This is a genomic window from Pedococcus sp. NPDC057267, assembly GCF_042668795.1.
In the GTDB taxonomy this organism is placed as follows: domain Bacteria; phylum Actinomycetota; class Actinomycetes; order Actinomycetales; family Dermatophilaceae; genus Pedococcus.
Genome location: NZ_JBHUYG010000079.1, coordinates 1 through 21481 on the forward strand (window position 1 = coordinate 1; position 21481 = coordinate 21481).

22 protein-coding genes are annotated in these 21481 nt (G+C 74.4%); 8 read left to right on the forward strand and 14 right to left on the reverse strand.

Features of this window, described 5'->3' with window-relative positions; all coding sequences use genetic code 11:
• Positions 1–32: 32 nt before the first annotated feature.
• The gene (gene ahcY, locus ACFUC1_RS15475) at positions 33–1466 is read right to left on the reverse strand and encodes an adenosylhomocysteinase (protein ID WP_379121319.1); all 1434 of its coding nucleotides are present in this window, start codon (positions 1464–1466) and stop codon (positions 33–35) included.
• A 270-nt stretch (positions 1467–1736) separates the two neighbouring features.
• On the opposite strand from ahcY, the gene ACFUC1_RS15480 reads away from it, so the two are divergent.
• The 4 genes from ACFUC1_RS15480 to ACFUC1_RS15495 all read left to right on the forward strand — a co-directional run bounded on the left by ACFUC1_RS15480 (position 1737) and on the right by ACFUC1_RS15495 (position 5118).
• On the forward strand, positions 1737–1988 hold the full coding sequence (locus ACFUC1_RS15480) for a hypothetical protein (protein ID WP_379121321.1): 252 nt from the start codon (positions 1737–1739) through the stop codon (positions 1986–1988).
• A gap of 108 nt (positions 1989–2096) precedes the next feature.
• On the forward strand, positions 2097–3044 hold the full coding sequence (locus ACFUC1_RS15485; RefSeq protein WP_379121324.1) for a DUF808 domain-containing protein: 948 nt from the start codon (positions 2097–2099) through the stop codon (positions 3042–3044).
• 72 nt (positions 3045–3116) lie between these two features.
• On the forward strand, positions 3117–4580 hold the full coding sequence (locus tag ACFUC1_RS15490; RefSeq protein ID WP_379121327.1) for a hypothetical protein: 1464 nt from the start codon (positions 3117–3119) through the stop codon (positions 4578–4580).
• Positions 4581–4590: 10 nt separating this feature from the next.
• On the forward strand, positions 4591–5118 hold the full coding sequence (locus ACFUC1_RS15495) for a YbaK/EbsC family protein (RefSeq protein WP_379121328.1): 528 nt from the start codon (positions 4591–4593) through the stop codon (positions 5116–5118).
• Between the two features lie 40 nt (positions 5119–5158).
• Here the strand turns inward: ACFUC1_RS15495 and ACFUC1_RS15500 are convergent, their stop codons facing one another.
• Genes ACFUC1_RS15500 through ACFUC1_RS15515 form a run of 4 tightly spaced genes read right to left on the reverse strand, consistent with a single transcriptional unit; the run spans position 5159 to position 8464 of the window.
• A complete protein-coding gene (locus ACFUC1_RS15500; RefSeq protein WP_379121330.1) occupies positions 5159–6349 on the reverse strand; it encodes an SIS domain-containing protein in 1191 nt (396 codons plus the stop codon).
• Between the two features lie 39 nt (positions 6350–6388).
• Entirely contained in the window at positions 6389–6595 is a 207-nt protein-coding gene (locus tag ACFUC1_RS15505; protein ID WP_310149436.1) for a Trm112 family protein, read from the reverse strand.
• Positions 6595–8034, reverse strand: coding sequence for a phosphomannomutase/phosphoglucomutase (locus tag ACFUC1_RS15510; RefSeq protein WP_379121332.1), 1440 nt, complete (start codon positions 8032–8034; stop codon positions 6595–6597). The genes ACFUC1_RS15505 and ACFUC1_RS15510 overlap by 1 nt, the downstream gene beginning before the upstream one ends.
• Before the next feature lie 43 nt (positions 8035–8077).
• On the reverse strand, positions 8078–8464 hold the full coding sequence (locus tag ACFUC1_RS15515; RefSeq protein ID WP_379121334.1) for a DUF3499 domain-containing protein: 387 nt from the start codon (positions 8462–8464) through the stop codon (positions 8078–8080).
• 161 nt (positions 8465–8625) lie between these two features.
• Here ACFUC1_RS15515 and ACFUC1_RS15520 point away from each other — a divergent pair, with 161 nt between their 5' ends.
• Complete coding sequence (locus ACFUC1_RS15520; RefSeq protein WP_379121358.1) at positions 8626–8967, forward strand: metallopeptidase family protein; 342 nt, start codon at positions 8626–8628, stop codon at positions 8965–8967.
• A 114-nt stretch (positions 8968–9081) separates the two neighbouring features.
• Here ACFUC1_RS15520 and ACFUC1_RS15525 read toward each other — a convergent pair whose 3' ends face one another.
• The 8 genes from ACFUC1_RS15525 to ACFUC1_RS15560 all read right to left on the reverse strand — a co-directional run bounded on the left by ACFUC1_RS15525 (position 9082) and on the right by ACFUC1_RS15560 (position 17459).
• Positions 9082–10581 (reverse strand): DUF5719 family protein, encoded by a 1500-nt coding sequence (locus tag ACFUC1_RS15525; protein WP_379121336.1) that lies wholly within the window; start codon positions 10579–10581, stop codon positions 9082–9084.
• A complete protein-coding gene (locus ACFUC1_RS15530; protein ID WP_379121338.1) occupies positions 10578–13769 on the reverse strand; it encodes a glycosyltransferase in 3192 nt (1063 codons plus the stop codon). The genes ACFUC1_RS15525 and ACFUC1_RS15530 overlap by 4 nt, the downstream gene beginning before the upstream one ends.
• 33 nt (positions 13770–13802) lie before the next feature.
• Positions 13803–14066 carry a WhiB family transcriptional regulator gene (locus tag ACFUC1_RS15535; RefSeq protein ID WP_310149452.1) on the reverse strand — a complete coding sequence of 88 codons (264 nt, stop codon included), beginning with the start codon at positions 14064–14066 and terminating at the stop codon, positions 13803–13805.
• 139 nt (positions 14067–14205) lie between these two features.
• Positions 14206–14448 carry a ferredoxin gene (locus ACFUC1_RS15540; RefSeq protein ID WP_379121340.1) on the reverse strand — a complete coding sequence of 81 codons (243 nt, stop codon included), beginning with the start codon at positions 14446–14448 and terminating at the stop codon, positions 14206–14208.
• Positions 14445–15533, reverse strand: a complete 1089-nt coding sequence (locus tag ACFUC1_RS15545; protein ID WP_379121342.1) for an NADH-ubiquinone oxidoreductase-F iron-sulfur binding region domain-containing protein — start codon at positions 15531–15533, stop codon at positions 14445–14447. Before ACFUC1_RS15545 ends, ACFUC1_RS15540 begins: the two co-directional genes overlap by 4 nt.
• Positions 15530–16093, reverse strand: coding sequence for a ferric reductase-like transmembrane domain-containing protein (locus ACFUC1_RS15550; RefSeq protein WP_379121344.1), 564 nt, complete (start codon positions 16091–16093; stop codon positions 15530–15532). The genes ACFUC1_RS15545 and ACFUC1_RS15550 overlap by 4 nt, the downstream gene beginning before the upstream one ends.
• The gene (locus tag ACFUC1_RS15555) at positions 16090–17097 is read right to left on the reverse strand and encodes an FAD:protein FMN transferase (RefSeq protein WP_379121346.1); all 1008 of its coding nucleotides are present in this window, start codon (positions 17095–17097) and stop codon (positions 16090–16092) included. Before ACFUC1_RS15555 ends, ACFUC1_RS15550 begins: the two co-directional genes overlap by 4 nt.
• Positions 17094–17459 (reverse strand): hypothetical protein, encoded by a 366-nt coding sequence (locus ACFUC1_RS15560; RefSeq protein WP_379121348.1) that lies wholly within the window; start codon positions 17457–17459, stop codon positions 17094–17096. The genes ACFUC1_RS15555 and ACFUC1_RS15560 overlap by 4 nt, the downstream gene beginning before the upstream one ends.
• 141 nt (positions 17460–17600) lie before the next feature.
• On the opposite strand from ACFUC1_RS15560, the gene cofD reads away from it, so the two are divergent.
• Both cofD and cofE read left to right on the forward strand, forming a co-directional pair.
• Complete coding sequence (gene cofD, locus ACFUC1_RS15565) at positions 17601–18575, forward strand: 2-phospho-L-lactate transferase (RefSeq protein ID WP_379121350.1); 975 nt, start codon at positions 17601–17603, stop codon at positions 18573–18575.
• A gap of 1 nt (position 18576) precedes the next feature.
• Positions 18577–19608, forward strand: a complete 1032-nt coding sequence (gene cofE / locus ACFUC1_RS15570) for a coenzyme F420-0:L-glutamate ligase (protein WP_379121352.1) — start codon at positions 18577–18579, stop codon at positions 19606–19608.
• Between the two features lie 33 nt (positions 19609–19641).
• Here cofE and ACFUC1_RS15575 read toward each other — a convergent pair whose 3' ends face one another.
• A complete protein-coding gene (locus tag ACFUC1_RS15575) occupies positions 19642–20577 on the reverse strand; it encodes a DNA-3-methyladenine glycosylase family protein (protein WP_379121354.1) in 936 nt (311 codons plus the stop codon).
• A gap of 125 nt (positions 20578–20702) precedes the next feature.
• Here ACFUC1_RS15575 and ACFUC1_RS15580 point away from each other — a divergent pair, with 125 nt between their 5' ends.
• A complete protein-coding gene (locus tag ACFUC1_RS15580) occupies positions 20703–21404 on the forward strand; it encodes a DUF3105 domain-containing protein (RefSeq protein WP_379121356.1) in 702 nt (233 codons plus the stop codon).
• Positions 21405–21481: the final 77 nt, after the last annotated feature.

Genomic DNA, 21481 nt, shown 5'->3' on the forward strand with positions numbered 1-21481 from the left:
GCGGCATACCGGGTGGGGCCGGGGGTGGCGCGTCAGTAGCGGTAGTGCTCCGGCTTGTAGGGGCCGGCGACGTCGACGCCGATGTACTCGGCCTGCTCCTTGGTGAGCTCGGTGAGCTTGGCGCCGAGGGCGTCGAGGTGCAGGCGGGCGACCTTCTCGTCCAGGTGCTTCGGCAGCACGTAGACCTGCTTGTCGTACTCGTCGTTCTTCGTGAACAGCTCGATCTGGGCGATCGTCTGGTTCGCGAAGGAGTTCGACATGACGAAGCTCGGGTGGCCGGTGGCGTTGCCGAGGTTCATCAGGCGGCCCTCGGACAGGACGATGATCGAGTTGCCGTTGGTGAAGGTCCACTCGTGGACCTGCGGCTTGATCTGCGTCTTGGTCACGCCGGGGACGCGCGCCAGCCCGGCCATGTCGATCTCGTTGTCGAAGTGGCCGATGTTGGACACGATCGCCTTGTTCTTCATCTTCTGCATGTGCTCGGCAGTGATGATGTTGAAGTTGCCGGTCGTGGTGACGTAGATGTCGGCGATGTCGAGGACGTCCTCGAGGCGGGCCACCTGGTAGCCCTCCATCGCGGCCTGCAGCGCGCAGATCGGGTCGATCTCGCTGACGACGACCCGGGCGCCCTGGCCGGCCAGGGCCGAGGCGACGCCCTTGCCCACGTCGCCGAAGCCGGCGACCACCGCGACCTTGCCACCGATGAGGACGTCGGTGGCGCGGTTCAGGCCGTCGATCACGCTGTGGCGGCAGCCGTACTTGTTGTCGAACTTGGACTTGGTCACCGAGTCGTTGACGTTGATGGCCGGGAAGAGCAGGTCGCCGGACTGGGCGAGCTCGTACAGGCGGTGCACGCCGGTCGTGGTCTCCTCCGTGACGCCCTTGATGCCGGCGGCGACCGTGGTCCACTTCTTCGGGTCCTCGGCGATGGTGCGGCGGACGAGCGCCTTGACGACACCGAACTCCTCGGAGTCCTGCTCGTCGGTCGCGGGGACCTGGCCGGCGGTCTCCCAGTCACGGCCCTTGTGCACCAGCATGGTGGCGTCGCCGCCGTCGTCGAGGATCATGTTCGGGCCCTCGCCGCCGGGCCAGGTGAGGATCTCGTTGGTGCAGTCCCAGTACTCCTCGAGGGTCTCCCCCTTCCAGGCGAAGACCGGGACGCCCTGCGGGTCCTCAGGCGTGCCCTTGCCCACGACGACGGCCGCGGCGGCCTCGTCCTGGGTGGAGTAGATGTTGCAGGAGGCCCAGCGGACCTCGGCACCGAGCGCAGTGAGCGTCTCGATGAGGACGGCGGTCTGCACGGTCATGTGCAGCGAGCCGGCGATCCTGGCGCCCTTGAGGGGCTGGCTCTCGCCGAACTCCTCGCGCAGCGCCATCAGGCCGGGCATCTCGTGCTCGGCCAGGCGGATCTGGTGACGGCCGGCCTCGGCGAGGCCCAGGTCGGCAACCTTGTAGTCAAAGGACATGACGTATCTCCTGTAGTTGACTTCACGATGTTCGACCCGGCGCAGCCCATCTGGGCGTTCACGAGAGCGGGGTATCACCCGCGCCGGCGACCTCCCACTGTACCGGAGCGCGCCTCCGGAGCCCCAACCGAACGGGCTCGCGGTCGCCTCGGCGGGCGACTGGTGCCGGGGCGTCCTACGGTGAGGTTGACCGGCACCGCCCCGCGCCCGGTGAAGGGGTTCGGGAGCCGGGGCCGCGCAACACGCCCCAGACCCACAGGAGCAGCAGCCATGAGTGAGCCGAGCAGCGGCGTCCCGAGCGAGATCGCCGACGCCGAGGTCGAGCGGCCGGATGCCGAGCGCGAGGGCCGGTCGGAGCGGGTGGAGCTGGACGTCGACGAGGAGAAGCTCGAGGCCTGGGACAAGGTCAAGGGCGACTACCAGGTGGAGCCGGGCGGTGAGCCCGTGCCCAACAGCCAGGAGGAGCGGGTCGCACCCGGCGACGACGACCAGGAGAGCGACGGGGCGCCCGGCCCGTCCTGACACCGGTCAGGCACCGGAGACACCCGCGGCCACCAACTAGGCTGACCGGGTGACCCCTGCACTCATCCTGGTCCGCGCCCGGGACGAGCCCACCGCGGTGGCCTGCTGATGGCTGGTGGACTGTTCGCCCTGCTCGACGACGTGGCCGTCCTGGCCAAGGCGGCCGCTGCGTCGATCGACGACGTCGGCGCCGCGGCGGGGAGGGCCAGCCTCAAGGCGACCGGCGTCATCGTCGACGACACGGCCGTCACGCCGCGCTACGTCGAGGGCATCGAACCCGCGCGCGAGCTTCCCATCATCCGCACCATCGCGATCGGCTCCCTCCGCAACAAGATCCTGCTCATCCTCCCGGCAGCCCTGCTCCTCAGCCAGTTCCTCCCGGTCGCGCTCACGCCGTTGCTCATGCTCGGTGGCACCTACTTGTGCTTCAAGGGCGCCGAGAAGATCTGGGAGCGCCTGAGCGGGCATGACGAGGAGGGCGCGGCGGACGACGGCACCGGGGCCGACGAGAACGAGATCACGCGCAGTGCCATCCGGACCGACTTCATCCTCAGCGCCGAGATCATGGTGATCTCGCTGAACCAGGTGACGAGCGAGCCCCTCCCCAGCCGCGCAGTCATCCTCGTCATCGTCGCGCTGCTCATCACGCTCCTCGTCTACGGCGTGGTGGCCCTCATCGTGAAGATGGACGACGTCGGCCTGCACCTGTCGGGGACGGGGTCCGGCGTGACCCGCTCTCTGGGCCGAGGTCTGGTCCACGGCATGCCCCGTCTGCTGTCCACCCTGTCCGCGGTGGGCGTCGCCGCGATGCTCTGGGTCGGTGGCCACATCCTCTTGGTGGGACTCGACGACCTAGGGCTCCACGCTCCGTACTCGTGGGTGCATCACGTGGAGGAGGCCGTCCACGACGCCACCGGTCCCCTCGGCGGCGTGCTCGGCTGGGTCACCAACACCGCGGGCTCTGCCATCCTCGGCCTCCTCGTGGGCGCGGCCGTTGTGGCAGCCGTCCACGCTGCTCATTCCATCCGAGGAGGCCGGGACCACCTGCCGGCCTAGGGAGGTCGTCCCTTTGGCTCCGCTTTACTGCACGGGACCAGCGACCGCCGGAATGACTCCATACTGCACCGAGTGAGCACCAGCAGGCCCCGGGTCGAGCCGATAGGGCTCGTCCCGGGGGCCGGATCGAGGAAGCGTCGATTGAACGCTTCGGCAGCTCGTCGTCACGCGCCGACGGCGCTGTTCTGCTTGTTGCTTCTCTTGACGGCGCGGACGGCGGGAACCGGTCTCTCCGACCCCGACACCCCGTGGCACGTGCTGGCAGGACGCCATCTGTGGACCACGGGGGCCTTCAGCGGACCCGATCCGTACTCTTCGTTCACCACGAAGCCATGGGTGCTCAACCAGTGGTTGCCCGATCTGCTGCTGGCTGCGGCAGATCACCTCGGCGGCCTGCCAGCCGTGGTGTGGCTGGCACAGGCATGGCGCGTGCTCCTGTGCGTGCTCCTGCTCATCGCCTGTCGCCAGCGGGCGGACGGCTTGTCGGCCGCATCCGTGGCGGCAGTTGCTGTGCTTGGAACGGCCGACAGCCTCAGCCCGCGTCCCCAGCTCGTGGGCTTTGCGCTTCTCGTCATCACTGTTTCCGCGTGGCTGAACACTGCGTCGGACGGTAGGCCCAGGTGGTGGCTTCTGCTCGTGGCGTACGTGTGGGCCTGCTCGCACGGCACCTGGGTCGTCGGCGTGACGGTTGGAATAGCAACCATCCTGGGAATGCTCGCCGATCGTCGACTCGATCGAAAGTCGGCACTTCGACTCGCGTCCATCCCGTTGGGGAGCGCGGCCTTGGCGGTACTCACGCCTCTCGGTCCCGCTCTGTTGACCTCCTTCCAGACCGTCCATGCCGTCAGCCCGTACATCCAGGAATGGCGCGCACCCACGTCGGCCACCTTGTCCGTCATCGCAACCTCGGCACTACTTCTTGTGGTTCCGGTCGCGTGGGTGGCCCGACGTTCCACGTGGTCTTGGACATACATGACGCTGTGGCTCGTCGGACTGGTCTGGTCCGTCAGCAGCATGCGAACCGTCGCCGTGGGCGCCATCATCGTGGCGCCTATTGCCGCTTCAGCGGTCAGTGCAGCGGTGCGTCATCGACGCCGGCCTGTCAGTACCGCAGAACGAGTCCTCGTAGCATGGGCGGCCGCGCTCTCGCTGGTGGCGTCGGCCGTGCTGGCCGCCCACACCCCCGAGACGCCGGTCGGGGTGCCGCATCGTTTCGACACTCTTCTCTCGAACCTGCCCGCTGGGACTGTTGTGTACAACGCCGACGCGTTGGGTGGGTGGCTCATGTACAGCCACCCGCAGCTCTCCCACACGGCCGACACCAGGGCGGAGATCTACGGCCCGATCCTCGCGCGTTCCTACCTCGACGTCATGGCCGCCCGGCCCGGCTGGGAGGAGGACCTTGAACACTTCGCCCCGCGTGCCGTCATTCTGGAGAAGGGGCTTCCCGTCGTGGATGCGCTGCGCTCCCGGGGGTGGCAGGTCTTGGGCGCGGACGCGGGGTACGTGCTGCTCGAGCCGGGGACGCCTCGGTAGCCTCACCCGCATGGCCACCCCCGAAGGCACCCTCTCCTGGGCGCCCGCCACCGAGCACCCGCACCTCCTCGCGCCGCCCGTGGCCGCCGCCCTGGTCCAGGCCCCCTCCGCCCGGGTCGCGTCGATCGACCCGACGCTGGCCGACACGGCCGCCTTCTGCGAGGCATACGACAGCGACCCGGCGCACTCCGCCAACTGCGTCGTCGTGGCCGGCAAGCGGGGCGGCGAGGTCCGGCGGGCCGCGGTCCTGGTGCTCGCCACCGACCGGGCCGACATCAACGGGGTCGTCCGGCGGCACCTCGACGTGCGCAAGATCAGCTTCGCGCCGATGGACGAGGCGGTCGCCCTCACCGAGATGGAGTACGGCGGCATCACGCCGGTCGGCCTGCCGGGCGACTGGCCGGTCCTGGTCGACCAGGGTGTCCTCGCGGCGGGGACCGTCGTCATCGGCAGTGGCATCCGCGCGAGCAAGCTCCTCGTTGCCGCCACCGAGCTCGCCGCCCTGCCCACGGCCGAGGTCCTTCCGCTCTCCCTCTGACCACCCGCACCGGCCACGACGCGTGGGGGCCCCTCGGGCGTCAGCCGCGCCCCGTGCGGTCGGCGAGGTCCGCGACGTGCGGGGAGACGCCGGGGTCGAGCCCCAGCCCGAGCGCCAGGTAGGTCGCGGCGAAGTCGGTCGTCGCCATCAACCCGGCCAGCCGCGTCACGGGCTCCCCCGGGCCCGCCACGACTTCGGACACGCGCGCCCCGGCCTCCCGGGCCGAGTCGGCCACCGTGTCGGCCAGCCGCAACGCCTCGTCCGACTCCCGTGTCGGCGGCTCGACCGGCGCGTCACGCAGCATGAGCAGCGACAACCGGGGTGAGGCCGGCCCGTCGAGGTAGGGGTCGGCGAAGATGTCCGCCTCGGCCCGGTCGCTACCGCGGCGGGGTCCACCGGTCCCGCCGGGGTTGCCCACCCCGGAGAAGGCCGTCGTGAACGGCCCGTCGAGGCAGGACACCACCTGCGCCGCGTCGTCCGGGAGCTCACCCGTCGTGGCAGGCACCCGAGCCGTCCGCGCGAGCATCGAGGCGGCGCGCAGGGCGGCCACGCCGGCCAGCGGCCCGTCGCCCAGGATCACCGGCACGCCGTCGGCGAGGTCGGTGGCGAGCACCTTGGCCGGGTTGACGAACGACTCCGACGACGGGCGGCAGGCCTCCGCCACCTCGTCGAGCCGGTCCGCGGTCTCGTGGAGCACGCGCTCGTCGACGTGGACGAGCCCCAGCCTCCCGGCCCCCAGCAGCACCGGCGCCAGCAGCGACCACAGGGCCGTCCGGGACGACGCGCGCTCCCGCCCCACGCCGATGTGCACCCCGCGGGCGCGGGCGCAGGCGTCGGCGAGCGGCGAGTCCGAGGCCCCGACCGTCAACAGCGCGGCGCCGCGCCGGGCCGCCTCGGCGGCCAGGGCGAGGGGTCCGGCCGCGCGCCCGGACAGGGACACCGCGATGACGAGGTCCAGCGGCCCCACCCACCCGGGCAGCGGCACGTTGCGCCGGGTCGACACCGGCACCGGGGACCCGGGCTCGGCCAGCAGGTCGAGCACGTCGCAGACGACTGCCGAGCCGCCCAGCGACGCCACGAGCACCGACCTCGGACGCTCTCCCCCGGCGACGCGGTCGATGCCGCCCTCCGTGGCGAGCGCCACCGCCTCGCGCACCTGGGCGCCGGCCGTGGCGAGCCCGCGCAGGGTCTGCCGCGAGTCGAGGGCGGCGACCGCCTCCTCGCTGTCCATGCGAGCCTCGTCGAGGAACGGCGCCATGACGGCCTCGGCTCAGGCGGGCTTGCGGGCTTCGTCGACCAGGAGCACCGGGACACCCTCGTCGATGCGGTACTGCAGGCCGCACGAGGTGTTGGTGCAGTGCAGCTCGGCGCCGGTCTCGCCCTGGGCGTCGGCAAGCTCGGAGCGGCATGCCGGGCAGCGCAGGATCTCGCGCAGCCAGGGCTCGATGGAGGCGGTCGCCCCCGTGTCGTGCGCCATCACTGTTCTCCTCTCACCAGGGCGAGGACATCGTCCCGCACCCGTGCCATCGTGTCTGCATCGGCGGCCTCGACGTTGAGCCTCAGCAGCGGCTCGGTGTTCGAGGCGCGCAGGTTGAGCCACCACATCGGGTCGACGTCGCCACCCGCGTGGGTCGCGGTGAGGCCGTCCAGCTCGTCGAACTCGGCGCCCTGCCGCGCCGCCCACTCGCGCACCCGCCCGGTCGCGGCGCCCGCGTCGGTGACCGTCGAGTTGATCTCTCCGGACGCGGCATACCGGCTGTATGCCGCGGTGAGCCGGCTGAGCGGCCCGTCCTGCTCGCCGAGGGCCGCGAGGACGTGCATTGCCGCCAGCATCCCGGTGTCGGCGAACCAGAAGTCGCGGAAGTAGTAGTGCGCACTGTGCTCCCCACCGAACACCGCGTCCTCGCGCGCCATCTCGGCCTTGATGAACGAGTGGCCGACGCGGGTGCGGATGCCGCGCGCGCCCTGCTCGCCGATGATCTCGGGGACGGCGGCCGAGGAGATGACGTTGTAGACGATCCCGACGTCGGCGGCGTCGCGGCCGGCGGCGACCTCGCGGGCGACCTCGCGGGTCGCGACGAGGGCGGTGACCGCGCTCGGGCTCACCGGCTCCCCGCGCTCGTCGACGACGAAGCAGCGGTCGGCGTCGCCGTCGAACGCCAGGCCGATGTCGGCGCCCTCGCGCTTGACCGCGGCCTGCAGGTCGCGCAGGTTCTCCGGCTCGAGCGGGTTCGCCTCGTGGTTGGGGAAGGTGCCGTCGAGCTCGAAGTAGAGCGGCACGACGTCCAGCGGCAGCCCGGGCAGCCCGGCGCCGGTGCCGAGGACCGCGGGGACGGTGTGGCCGCCCATGCCGTTGCCCGCGTCGACGACGACCTTGAGCGGACGGCCGCCGGACAGGTCGACGAGGCCGCGCAGGAACGCCGCGTAGTCGGCGAGGACGTCGCGCTCGTGCAGCGTGCCCGGCTCGACACCGGCCGGGCCCGCGGAGGTCCCGGAGTCCAGCAGCGCCTGGGCGGTGTCGCGGACCGTGGCCAGACCGGAGTCCTGGCCGACGGGGCGCGCGCCGGCACGGCACAGCTTGATGCCGTTGTAGCGGGCCGGGTTGTGCGAGGCCGTGAACATGGCACCGGGCAGGTCGAGCGCGCCGCTGGCGTAGTAGAGGCCGTCGGTGCTGCACAGTCCGATCAGAGTCGCGTCCAGCCCGTGCGCCGTCACCCCCGCCGCGAAGGCCCGCGACAGCTCCGGCGAGGAGGGGCGCATGTCGTGGCCGATGACGACGCCGGTGGCCCCGTCGGCAGCGACGAGCTGGGCGAACGCCGCCCCGATCACCCACGCCACGTCGACGTTCAGCTGCTCGGGGACGACCCCACGGACGTCGTAGGCCTTGACGAAGTCGGTCAGCACGGGAACGGGCACGGTACAGACCCTAGCGGGGCCGCCGGCTCCGGCGGTCGCAGGCTCAGAGGTCGCGCAGGACGCGCAGGTGCCCGCGGCGGCTGGTCTCGACGGCGCCCGAGGACCCCTCCTCGACCTGGCCGACGACCCGGGAGGGGGCCGGCGGCTCGCCGAGCTTGGGACGCCCGGCCTCGCGGACGGCGTTGGCGAGCGCCAGCAGGTCGTCGTGGGAGGGCTCGGGCTCGACGTACTCGCCCGACAACCGCACGATCTCCCACCCGCGCGGAGCGGTCAGCCGGTCGGCGTGGTCGGCGCACAGGTCGTAGGTGTGCGGCTCGGCATACGTGGCCAGGGGCCCGACGACCGCGGTCTGGTCGCCGTAGACGTAGGTGAGCGTGGCGATGGCTGCCTTGGGGCACGCGGTGCGGGAGCACCTTCTCGACAGACTCACGCGAGGACTGTATGCCACGGCTCCGACAGTGCCGCCCCGGCACGCCGTAGGGTGGCTGCGTGAGTTCGACCCGAGGGGTTTCAGGGCGGGGGCGCGGGCGCACCCGCGACCGGCGCGGCCGCGGCCTCCGGGGCCCCCTTGCATGGCCCGCCGTGCCCGCGATGGCGACGCGGCGCGAGCAGTTCGACGACCTCGTGCTCGACAGTGCAGCCCGGCTCGAGGGACGCGTCGGGCCCCGGATCCGGGACGTCGAGTTCGCCGTCGAGGACGTCCCGCCGTCCGACCCCGCGCCGTGGGAGCGTGACGGCGTCCCCCTGGGGCGCACCTTCCCCGCGCACGGACGCCAGCCGGCCCGGGTCGTCGTCTACCGGCGCCCGGTCGAGAACCGGGCGGAGAGCTCCCGGGAGCTCTCCGCGGTCGTCCAGGACGTCGTCGTCGAGCAGGTGGCCGCCCTGTTCGGGCTGAACCCCGACGAGCTCGACCCGCGCTACGACGACGAGTAGCCGGCTCGGAGCCTCACCGGCGCACGGGAACCACGCAGGGAGTCAGGCGCTGCCGACGGGGGCGACGGCTGCCGGTCGGCTCGGCAACCCTCTGGTCGCCTCGAGGCGTCGCGGTCAGCCCTGGGGTGCCTCGCGCACCGCCACGGTGCTCGAGCGCAGGGTCGTGTCCCGCAGGGGCGTGCTCGAGATGAGGGTCCCGGACGAGTCGACACCCGACGAGACGACCCCTGCCCGCAGCGCTCCCGCACCCGTGACCCGGTGCACCCACACGGACGAGGCCGCGCTGACGTCGACGGTGGTCGTGCTGTCGGCGGCGACCGACACGCGGTCGGACGTGGCGTTCCCGGCCCCGTCGACGGTGACGACCTCCACCCCGGTGGCCGCACCCGTGGCCGTCAGCAGCAGGCTGCGGCGCACCACGAAGCCGTCCGGCGTCCCCGCCGGCTTCGCGAGCGGCATACCTGCCACTCCGTCGATCGCAGGCGTGGACGAGCTCCACGCGAGGTCGCCCGGCTTGCCGGGCCCGTCGCGGACCACCATCGCGGCGGCGGCGACCGGGTGGTCGGCGCGCACCTGCAGGGCGACCGACCCGCTCGGCAGACCGGAGAGGTCGAAGTCGTGGACCGCGCCGCCGTCGACCCGGACGACGCCCCCGGTGGGCAGGGCGCGGGGCCCGTTGCTCGTCAGCACGCGGGCCTGGACGACGGCCTCGTCCCGGCCGGGGACGACCACGCGCAGGGTCGCGTGCCCGTCGACCGACACGGCGGGGACAACCTGCTCGCGCGACGGCGACGCGCTGGGCACCGCGTCGTCCGAGCCGGCCGGGCGGGTGCCGTCGAGCCAGGTGTCCGCCACGACAGCCCCGACGACGCCGCCGTGGGCGACGACGTGGACCGCGGGGTTGGCGAGGTCCGAGGAGATCGAGTCGATCAGGAAGGCCGTGCGGCCGTGGGCCGGCACCACCAGTCCGGAGCCGCCGGGCGAGGCGACGGGGCCCTGGGCGCCGTGCAGCGTGACGTCCACGGACACGGGGTTCCCACCCGGGTTGGTGAGGACGAGGCGCTCCTGGCGGCCGGGCGCGCCACCGCCGGCGAGCAGCCACAGGTCCGAACCCGGTTCCCCGCAGGCGGTCACCGACAGGGCACGGCGGTCGCCGGACGGCACCAGCCACGACTGTGCGGCGGCGAGTCCCGGGGCGAGGTCCTGGGTGGCACTGACCTCCACGCCGGTGGCGGCCGCCACGGTGGTCGCGGTCCCGGCGCCACGCCGAGTCGCCGGGGACCCCAGGGCAGCTCCCCCGGGCATGGTGCGCAGCGTGACGCTTCCTCCGCTCCCCTGTGGCCGGGTGCTGCCGAGCACCCGGTCCGGCGCGGTGACCGCAGCCACCCCGCCGGGTACCGGCTCGTCAGCGAGGCCAGGCACACCCCGCAGCTCGGGACCGGGGCACAGCAGGGAGGAGTCGCGCACGGCCGCGCTGGCTGTCGAGGGCGGGGTGGTCCGGGCACCGGACCCGATGGCGAAGGCGCCGTCGTGCTGGGTGGCGGCGAGGACCACCCCCGCACCGGCGGCGGCGACCAGGACGGTGCGGACGAGGGCTGCGACGGGGACGGTCATGGACGCCTCCGGGACGCACGGTTGCCGAACGGGATCGCCAGGAAGGCCGCGACGAGCAGGGTCAGGCCCTGCAGCCAGCGCCAGTAGGTGTCGCCCGGCAGGACGGTCACCTCGATCCGGTGGGAGCCGGCCGGGACCGGGTACGCCGCGGTGTCGCCCGCGGGCGCCAGGACCTGTCCGTCGCTGGTGACCCGGGCGTGCCGGGTCCATGCCTGGGGCTCGGCCAGGACGAGCGTGGTGCCCTGCGGGGCCACCACCTCGGCGTCCAGCCGCCCGTGGTCGCCGGAGGTGGGGACGACCTGCTCGGAGGACCTGGTGGCCAGCCGGGCGCGTGCGGGGGCGAGGCTGTCGTCGGCCGCTGCGCCACCCCCGGGCAGCACCCGCCAGAAGATCGTGCCGTCGTGCTCACCGAGGCGGCTGAGGCCCGCGGTCGCGTCGAGGGCACGCACCCGCGGGTCGTCGGCGTCGGCCTGCAGCCCGACGAAGCCGACGGCAAGGTCGGACAGCACGGCCGTGGGGCTCGTGGTGGGGGGGTCCCCCTCCTGGAAGAGGGCCGTGACGGCGCTGGACAGCGTCCGGGTCTCAGGGCCGTCGGTGGGCACCGGCAGGGAGCGCGCCACGTCGCCCGGCTCGCGGCCGACGAGGCGGTAGGACAGGCCCTGGCCCAGCGGGGCGACGAGGACCATCCTGTTGGAGATGCCGCTCTCGGCCTGGTCGACGGCCACGGCCGGCCGCGGGTCGGACCAGGCGCCCAGCGTGGATCCCAGCGTGCGCCACGACGTCCACCCCGCGCCCAGCAGGACCGCCGCGACGAGCGCGGCCCCCACCGGCCAGCGCAGCAGCGCGAGCCAACCGCCGCGGGCGCGCGACAGGGGCAGGCCGTCGGCACCGACGAGGGCGGCGCCGAGGAGCCCCAGCGCCCACAGCAGCAGGCCGGTCCCGGGCCAGGCGGTGACGGGCCCGCCGGCGTGCGGCAGCCCGTCGGGCACGGTGCCGACGACGAGTCGGGGCGCGACGAGGGCGTAGCCCAGCCCGGTGAGGCCGACCAGCGCGAGGGCGCCGGCGGCCGCGCCCCGGCGCCCCACGCGCAGCTGCGCGAGCAGCCCGACCGCGACCACGGGAGCGGAGAACAGGACCGGGAACGAGCCGGGGCCCCCCGGGTACAGCAGGGCGAGCTGCCACGGGGCGGCCTGCGCGGTGCCCCACACGGCCAGCCCGGGTCCGGTGACGAGCAGCGCCGGCCGGCCGAGGACGGCGCCCACGAACGGCCCCAGGAGGGCGAGCGGTCCGGCCAGGAGGGCCAGACCGCGCCAGCGGCGGCCCCCGGGGCCGACGACGAGGAGCACGAGGCCGGCCAGCAGCACGGGCACCAGGAGGACGGGCGCGAAGGCGCCGAGCACCCCGGCCGCCAGCACCGTGGCGGCCGTGGCCGTCGCGGTGCCCGCGCGACGCGCCGCCAGCGCCACACCGGCGGCGACGAGGGGCAGGAGGACGGCGGCGACCACGCCGCCGAGCCGGCCACCGGCGACCGCGGACGTGAGCACCGAGGTGCTCGACCAGGCGAGGGCAGCCAGGGCGCGGGGCCAGCGCGAGCGGGTGACCACCCGGCCGGCGAGGTATGCCGCGGCCGTGGCCAGCGGGAGTGCGAACGTCACCAGCAGCGCGACGGCGGCACCGGCGGGCGAGTCCGGGGCGGACAGGAACGGCACGTGGGAGACGACCCAGGCCAGGCCGGCGAGCACGACGAGGTGCGGTCCCGCCTCGCCCGTCGAGCCGAGGCCGGGACCGTGCCAGCCGTCGAGCCACGCGTGCAGGAGCGAGGACGACGTGGCCCGCACCCCCATCAGCTCACCGCCGCTCATCCCCGAGCCGAGTCGGTCGACCCAGCTGCCGCCCAGGTCACGGGTGGCGACCACCGCGACGACCGCCATGAGCGCCACGGCGACCAGGCCGGGGTTGCGGGCGGTGCGGGAGGCCCAGGTCGAGCCGAGGACGTGCAGGTCCTGCGCCTCGTCGGCGACGGGGCCGGACTCGACCCCCTCGACGCGGACGTCGTCGGCGTCGTCGACCCCGACCTGGTCGTGGATGAGGTCGGTCGTGTGGCGCAGCACGGTGCGCGGCGGCACGAAGAGGCCGTGCAGGTCGCGGCGCCGGACGCGGCGGGTGCCGCGCGAGCGCCACCGGGCACCGAGGACGCGGCCGGGCGTGAGCACCGCCCCCACGTCCGAGAGCTCGGCCCAGGCGGCTCGGGGTCGCTTGGCCAGCAGGAGTGCGGCCGCGGCGGCCACGCTGGTCAGGAGGATCCAGGCGGCGAGGAAGGGCACGGCCCAGAGCGCGCACCGGGCCAGGGCGACCCGTCGGGCCTCCCGGCGGCGGCGGGACGAGAGGTCGGCCGGAGGGGCGCCACCTTCGGGGACGGGTGCGCCGGTCCGGACGGTGGCGCGGGGCACGACGACGACCCGGCGACCCGACTGGTGCGCCCGCCAGGCGAGGTCGACGTCCCCGCCGAAGTCGCCGAGGGCCCGGTCGGGGCCGCCGAGGAGCTCGAAGAGGTCCTGCTCCACGAGCATGCCGGTCGAGGGGACCGCGAGGACGTCGGTGCGGCGGTCGTACTGGCCCTGGTCGGGCTCGCCGGGCGCGGGGGCCGGGATGACCCGCCCGGAACGGGTGAGCTGGAGGCCGACCGAGTGCAGCGCACCGGGGCGATCCCAGTCCAGGAGCTTGGGGCCGGCCACCCCCACGGAGGGGCTGCGGCGGACCGCGTCGAGGAGCCGGGCCAGGGTCATGGGCGCCGCGACGCTGTCCGAGGTCAGCACCCAGACGTGGCGCACGACGTCGTCGGACCGGTCGGCGGTCCCGGCTGTCAGTGGTGGGTGGGAGGTTTCCGCCAGGGCGGTGCGGACCGCCGCGGACACCGAGCGGAGGCGCGGGACGGTGACGTAGAGGATCTCGGGGACGGCCGAGGCGAGGCCGTCGTGGGCCCGCACCCGCTCGACGGCGTTGCCGTCGAGGCCGGCGTCGACCACGACGAGGCGGTCGGGGCGGCGGGTCTGCCGAGCGAGGGAGTCGAGGGTCTGGTCGAGGGCTGACACGGGGCCGCGGAGCACGAGCACCGCGGTGACCACGGCGTCGGCGAGGGACCCACCCGAAGGGTCGGTCAGGCCGTGCTGGGGTGGGGCAAGCGTCATGCGCTCGTCACGAGGGGGCCGCCGCGCGGGCGGCTAGACCGCACGCTTCTTGAGCTTGCGGCGCTCGCGCTCGGACAGCCCACCCCAGATGCCGAACCGCTCGTCGTTGGCCAGTGCGTACTCGAGGCACTCGGACCGGACCTCGCAACCGACGCAGACCTTCTTGGCCTCGCGGGTCGAGCCGCCCTTCTCGGGGAAGAACGCCTCGGGATCGGTCTGGGCACACAGCGAGCGCTCCTGCCAGGACAGCTCGCCCTCGTCGCCCCCGTCGAGGGCGATCAACTGAAGTTCCTGCACGGCTTCCTCCTCGACCCGGTGCCGCCGTCGTCGTGACCGGTTCGTCACAACAGTGGAATTACACGCGTGTCATACGTGGTTCGTCAAGCCGAACTCTGATATCCGCCCAATCGGAGGAGGGGGACGGACCCGGGTGCCGTCAGGTGCGGTTCATGAGGTAGAGCGCGCGGGCGGGGCACAGGCGGACGGCGGCCTCGACGTCGGACGGGTCGTCGTGCCCGCCCCCGGGGGCGAGGACGGGATAGCCCCACTCGTCGAGCTCGATGGTCCGGGGCAGCAGGCTCGCACAGATCCCGTGGCCGCTGCAGGCCACCCGGTCCACGCGCAGCTCGGCCGCTCCCCCTGGGGACGCGGCGGTCCTCGCCGGGCCGCCGAGACTCATGCCGCCACCCCCGAGGTGGTCGAGCAGCGGCCGGACGCGTGCTCCTCGAGGTGCTCGGCCAGCACCCGGACGGCCGAGGTGGCAAAGCCCGCGACCCCGTCGGGGAAGCGGCAGGCCCCACGGCCCTGCAGCAGCTCGGCCCGTCGGCCGATGCGGTCCAGGGCGGCGTCCCAGCTGCGCGACACCGCGCCACCGGCCAGCAGCTCCCAGTCCTCGGCCAGGGCAGGCACTCCGAACATGCACGGCCCGCACTGCCCCGCGCTCTCGCCCGCGGCATACCGCAGCCACCGCGCCACCTCCTCGACCGGGCACGCGGCAGGGTCGAACACGTGGACCACACCGGGGCCGGTGCTGGTGCCGTACGGCTCGAGGTCCGCGCTCGACCACCGCAGCACCCGGGCCTCGTCGGCGGACAGCAGCACCCCACCGAGGCCACCGACGACGACGGGACCCTCGGGCAGGGGGCCGCCGGCGGCCTCGACGAGGTCGGCGAGGCGGACGCCTGCGGCGGTCTCGACCACGCCGGGCCGGTTCACCGCGCCGCTCACGGTCACCAGGCGCGGGCCCGGCTCGGCGGCCGTCCCGTGCAGCCGGAACCACTCCGGCCCGTGCTCGAGCACCTGGGCGACCCGCCACACGGTCTCGGCGTTGAGGACGACGGTGGGCGCGACCCGGCGGCCGGTGGAGTCCGAGCCGCCGCCGACGAACGGCGCCCGCTTGGTCATCGGCCGGGCGAGGCCGCCCTGGGCCAGGGAGATCAGCGAGGACTCCTCCGAGGAGACGTACCGGTGCGGCACCTCCAGCACGGGGAGGCGGGCCGCGTGCAGCCGCGCCGCCGTGGCCGAGCCCCGGTGGGCGGCGAAGAGCACCCGCTTGCGGGCGACGGCGCGCGCGCCGCGGACGAGCTCGTCGAGGTGGTGCTCGACGACGAAGGCGTCCTTGGCCGCCCCGAGCTCGCCGTCGCAGGCGTTGACGATGAGCGACGCGCGGTGCTGGTGCGCGGCCCGGAGCTTGGTGGCCGTCGGGAAGGCGGCTCCGCCGCGCCCGGTCAGGCCGGCGGACTCGAGCTGGGCGAGAAGGTTCATGACCACTCCTGGAGGGCGACGGCACGACGGCGGTCGCGGTCGTGGTGGGTGCTGACCGCGCGCCAGGCGAGGGCGGCGAGCCCGATCGCGGCGCAGGCGAGGGTGGCCCCCCGCAGCAGGGGCTGGTTGGCCGTGCCCATCGCCCAGCCGTGGACGACGGCGGAGGGCCACAGCGCGAAGGCGAGGACGTGCACCGCCTTCCAGAGCCGCTCGGGCAGGCGGTGGCGCAGCAGCGAGGTGACCACGAGCGCGATCACGAGGTCGAACGCGATGGTCCCGAACCCGACCCACAGGGGCTGGTAGCCGGAGGTGAACGGCAGGAAGGCCGAGACGAGGTCGATGTTGACGTAGGTCTCCCCCACGGCGGTCGCGATGTGCGCGAGCAGGAACGTCGTCGTCCCGAGGGCCAGCGAACGGTGCAGGCCCATCACGACGGCGGGCGAGACGCGGTGAGGTGCCCGGCGACCCGAGGTGAGCGCCCCGAGGACGAGCACCGCGGTCAGCAGCGCGAGGCTCACCACGCCGGTGGCACGCGAGGTGTACCAGAGCAGCTCGTTCATGCCGCACTCCCCGTGAGGTCGTGGCGGGCCGGGTCCGGCCAGCCGGGCGTGGTCGTGACGGCACCGTCCGCGGCGCGGTCGAGCCGGGCCGGTATGCCGTGCCGTGCCAGCCAGGCGGGCGCGTCCGGTCCGAGGACGACGGCCGCGGTCGAGGCGGCGTTGGCCTCCACGGCCGTGGCGCCCGCGCAGGTGACCTGCTCCCAGTGGCTGGAGGCGGTGCGCCCGGTGCGCGGGTCGACGATGTGGTGGCGGGGCTGGCCGCCCTGGGTCCAGGTGCGCCGGGTGGTCGAGGAGGTCGCGAACGCCTGCCCCGTCCCGGTCACCACCTGGCGCTCCTCGCCGAACGTCCCCTCGATGCCGATCTGCCAGCCGCCGGGCGGCAGGTCGCCGGAGACGGCGATGTCGCCGCCGAGCCCGACGAGGAACCCGCCGGGCAGCGTGGCGGCCAGCCGGGCGGCAATGACGTCGGCGGCGTGCGCCTTGGCGCCCGCACCCAGGTCGAGCAGGACGCCCTGCGGCACGCTGAGCAGGCCCAGCTCGCGGTCCAGCCGCACCTGCTGCCAGGCGCCGGCCAGCGGGCGGGCGGTCCGCAGCGGGCGGTCGGCCGGCAGCGGGCGGTCGGCCGGCAGCGGGCGGTCGGCCGCGCGCACCGCCTCGAGGTCGTCGTCGTAGCCGCTGGCCACGACCGCTGCCCCCACCGTCGGGTCGACGAGGCCGTCGGTCAGCCGGGCTGCCGCGAGCGCCGCGTCGACGGCGTCGGCGAGCACCTCCGACACCAGCGCGGTGACGGGGCCGTCCTCCGCCCGGCGGGCCAGCACGCTGACCTCGGAGTCGGCGCGGAAGCGCGAGGCCGCCCGGTCGAGCGCGCCGAGGTGGGTGCGCGCGGCGACGATGGCGTCGCCCAGCACCTCCGGTCGGGTCACCACGATGCGGTGGGTGGTCCCGATGGCGCGGAAGGTCGCGGCCGCGGTGAAGGCGCCGCGGGCGTCGTGGCGGCTGGTCATGAGCCGCTCGAGCTCGCCTGGGAGGACCCGGTCCCGGAGCCGACAGACCCGACCGACCCGAAGCTGCTCGAGGACGACGAGGACGTCGCGGCCTTGGGCTTCGCCGTGGCCTTCGCCGTGGGCGTGGCGGCGGCCTTCGCCTTCGCCGCCGACGTGGTCGACGAGCTCGACGACGGGGACGCGGAGGGCGACGCCGAGCCGGTTGTGGAGCTGCCCGTGCCCGCGCTGTGGCCCGCCGCCGTGGCCTTGGCGTGGTCCTCGGCGAGGTGGAGGCCGAGTGCGGCACTGATGGCGGTGGCCGAGAGCATGGCCCCGGTGGTCCACCGTCGTGCGGTGGTCAGCGGGTGGGTGCGGCGGGTCATCGCTGGATCCTTCCCCGGTCGAGGGCTCTGTGCATGTCTCCCACCGTGGGGGCGTTCCCTGTGGAGTTGCTGTGGCAGCCATGGGGGTTCTCTCCCGCCCTCGTGAGCGGCCGGCGGAGGGGCACTGACAGACTGCGTGGCATGCGCATCACGGCACTGGCCGGTGGCGTCGGCGGCGCCCGCTTCCTGCGCGGGCTGCGCGACCACCTCGACCGCACCCCCGACCTCGCGGACACGACCCTGACCGTCGTCGGCAACACCGGCGACGACATCACGCTCTTCGGCCTTCGGGTCTGCCCCGACCTCGACACGCTGCTGTACACGCTCGGCGGCGGCGTCCACGAGGGGCAGGGCTGGGGCCGTGCGGACGAGAGCCACCGGCTCCAGGGTGAGCTCGCGGCATACGGTGCGGAACCGCAGTGGTTCGCCCTCGGCGACCTCGACCTCGGCACCCACGTCGTCCGCAGCCAGTGGCTCGGCCAGGGCCTGACCCTGTCCGAGGTCACCGCCCGCCTCGCGGACCGGTGGGGCCTGCCGGGCAAGGGCATCACCCTGCTGCCCATGACCGACTCCCCCGTCGAGACCCACGTCGTGGTCGAGGACGACGCGGGACGGCGCGCGGTCCACTTCCAGGAGTGGTGGGTGCGCATGCAGGCGAAGGTGCCGGCCGAGCAGTTCCTCGCCGTCGGCATGGACCGGGCGACGGCCGCGCCCGGCGTGCTCGACGCGATCCGCGAGGCCGACGTCGTCCTGCTGCCGCCGAGCAACCCGGTCGTCTCCATCGGCATCGTCCTCGGCGTCCCCGGCGTGCGCGACGCCCTGCGCGGCAGCCGGGCGCCGGTCGTCGGCGTGTCACCGCTCATCGGCGGTGTGCCGGTGCGCGGGCACGCGGACGCCTGCCTGTCCGCGATCGGGGTCGAGTCCACCGCGGGCGCGGTGGCCGGGTTGTACGAGGACTTCCTCGACGGCTGGCTCGTCGCCCCCGACGACGTCGACGCGGTGAAGGTCCCGCGGGCGAGGGTGGTCGGGCAGCCGCTGCTCATGACCGACCGCGAAGCGGCCGCCGACATCGCCGGCGCCGCCCTCGACCTCGCGCTCGAGCTCCGGGCGCGCTGACGTGCGCCTCGAGGTCGTCGGGGTCGAGGGGATCCCGGAGGTCCACGCCGACGACGACCTCGCCGGGCTCGTGGTGGCCGCCTGTGCGGCGATGCCGCTGGACCTCGTGGACGGCGACGTGGTCGTCGTGTCGAGCAAGGTGGTGTCGAAGTCGCTCGGCCTGTGGGCCGACACCCAGGACCGGGCCGCCGCCGTCGTGGCCCAGACCGTGCGCGTGGTCGCCGAGCGGGTGGTCGGTGACCGGGTGACCCGCATCGTCCAGGCCACGAGCGGGCCCGTCATGGCGGCTGCCGGGGTCGACGCCTCGAACACCGGCGGCGTCGACGGCCTGCTGCTCCTGCCCGACGACCCCGACGCGGAGGCCGCCCGGCTCCGCGAGCGGCTGCTGGTCCTCACCGGGTTGACCCGGCTCGGGGTGGTCGTGAGCGACACGGCGGGCCGGCCGTGGAGGGTGGGCCAGACCGACTTCGCCCTCGGGTCCGCGGGGGTGCAGGTCACCGACGACCTGCGGGGCGGGGTGGACGCCGACGGCGCCCCCCTGAGCGTGACGAGCCGGGCGGTCGCGGACGAGCTCGCCGCCGCCGCCGACCTGGTCAAGGGCAAGGTCTCGCACGTCCCGGCCGCAGTCGTCCGCGGCTCCGGCTGGGCCACCGAGGTCGTGGGTGCGGGCGCGCGCTCGCTGGTCAGGACGGGGCGCGAGGACTGGTTCGGCCTCGGCCGGGTCGAGGCGGTGCGGTCCGCGCTGGGCGTCCCGCCGGGCTCCCCCGCCGCCCTCGAGGACGGCATCGCCTCCGTCGCCCCCGAGGTCGTGGCCGAGCGTGTGGCCCGGGCGGTCCGGGTGGCGCTGCGCGGCTGCCCCGAGGCCGCCGTGGACGTCGGCCCCGACCACCTGCGCGTCCAGGCGGACTCGGGCTACCAGCTCGGGGTGGCCGTCAGCCGGCTGCGGACCGCGCTGTGGGGTGAGGGTGTCGAGGTCGCCGAGCCGCCGGAGCCGGCCGGGCTCGAGGTGGTCCTGCAGCTTCCCGTCACCTGAACCTGCCAGCGCCCGTCACCGCGGTGGGGCAGCTCACCTCTGGCGGTTGGGCAGGTGGGTCCGCGGTGCCATCCGCGGCCCGCGGCGGGGGCGCATGGCCCCGCTCAGCTCGAGCAGCCGCTGCACCCGGAACCGGTGGCCGCGGTACGGCTCGAGCACCTCGGCCATCTCCTCGTCGCCCAGGGCCTCGCCGGTCAGGGCCCACGTGACGTTCTTGGCGACGTGGTAGTCGCCGAAGCTCACCGCGTCGGCGTCGCCGAACGCCCGCTGCGCCGTCTCCGCCGCGGTCCACACCCCGATGCCCGGCACCGCGCGCAGCCGCCGCGACGCCTCCCTCGCCGGCAGGGTGACGGCCTGCTCCAGCCGCCCGGCGACCGTGGCGGCACGCACGGCCGTGCCCGACCGGGCGCCGTCGACCGAGGCCCGCAGCCACTCCCACGACGGGATGGCCGCCCAGCCCGCGGCGTCCGGCGCCACCCACAGCCGGCGGTCCGCACCGGGCCCGGGCGCGCGGGAGCCGAACCGCCGCACGAGCAGCCGGTACCCGGCGAACGCCTCCTGCCCGGTCACCTTCTGCTCGATGGCGGCGGGCACGAGGGCGTGCAGCACCAGGCCCGACCGCGGGACGTGCCACGCGGCATACCGCCGGTGTGCCTGCGCCACCTGCGGGTGGTGCGGCACGAAGTCGCGGTCGTCGTCCTGCGCCCCGAGCAGCGACGGCACCTGGTCGAGCGCCCACGCGGCACCGGGGCCCCAGGCGGTGGCGTGCACCTCGGCGAGGTCCGAGCGCTGCACCAGCCTCAGGGTCGCCGGTCCCGCTGGCGTGGGCAGGCCGAGCCACCAGCCGTCGCCGCGGTCGGACTGGAACGTCGGGTCGCCGGCGCCACGGCGGAAGGCCGCCACGACGAGCCCGACCGCCGTCGGGCGACCGGGCCGCCACACGCGGCTCGACTCGGCGGACGGGGACACCGGGCCATTCTCGCGCGTTGCCCCGACAGACCACCGGGCGCCCGGCACCTTGCCGGACCCCGACCGCACCACCGGGCGAGGACCGTAGACTCTGCGCGAACCGCCCCCGACTCCCCGAGGAACCCGTGAGCAACAAGCGTGCGAGCCAGGACCGCAAGGCCCGACTGGCCGAGATCCAGCAGCAGCAGAAGGCCAAGGAGCGCCGCGTCGCCGGGATGATCATCGTGGGCTGCCTCGTGCTGCTGGCCGCCCTCGGTGGTGTCGTCCTGTTCGCGGTCAACGACGCCAAGGCCGGTCAGCTGCCGAACCTCGGGGTCTCCCTCGCGGCCGCCAAGTGCCAGCCGGTCACGACCGACCCCAACTCCGGCAGCGGCGAGCACGTCGGCCCCGGCACCAACAAGCCGAGCGAGACGTCGGTGCAGTACGACACGATCCCTCCCAGCCATGGTCCGCACTTCGCCACCCCGGACGTCAGCGGCCGCGACTTCTACACCGCCGCCGACCGGCCGCCGCTCGAGACCCTGGTGCACAACCTCGAGCACGGCTACACGATCCTCTGGTACGACGGCACCAAGGTGAAGGACACGAAGCTGCTCAAGGAGATCGCCGACAAGGCCGACAAGCAGCCCCAGGCCTCCGGCAAGTTCAAGGTCGTCGAGTGGGACGCCAGCCGCGGCGCGTTCCCCGCCGGCACGGTGTACGCGCTGTCGCACTGGGCCTCCGACGCCGGTCACCGCCAGCTGTGCGGCGACCTGTCCGGCCAGGTCGTGATGGACTTCATCACCAAGTACCCCAAGGACAACACCCAGGAGCCCGGCGCCGCCTGACGCCGCCACCAGGAGGGGCCTGACACCCTTGCCCCTCCTGGCCGCAGGGAGACGACGAGGGCCGCCCGCACACCGCG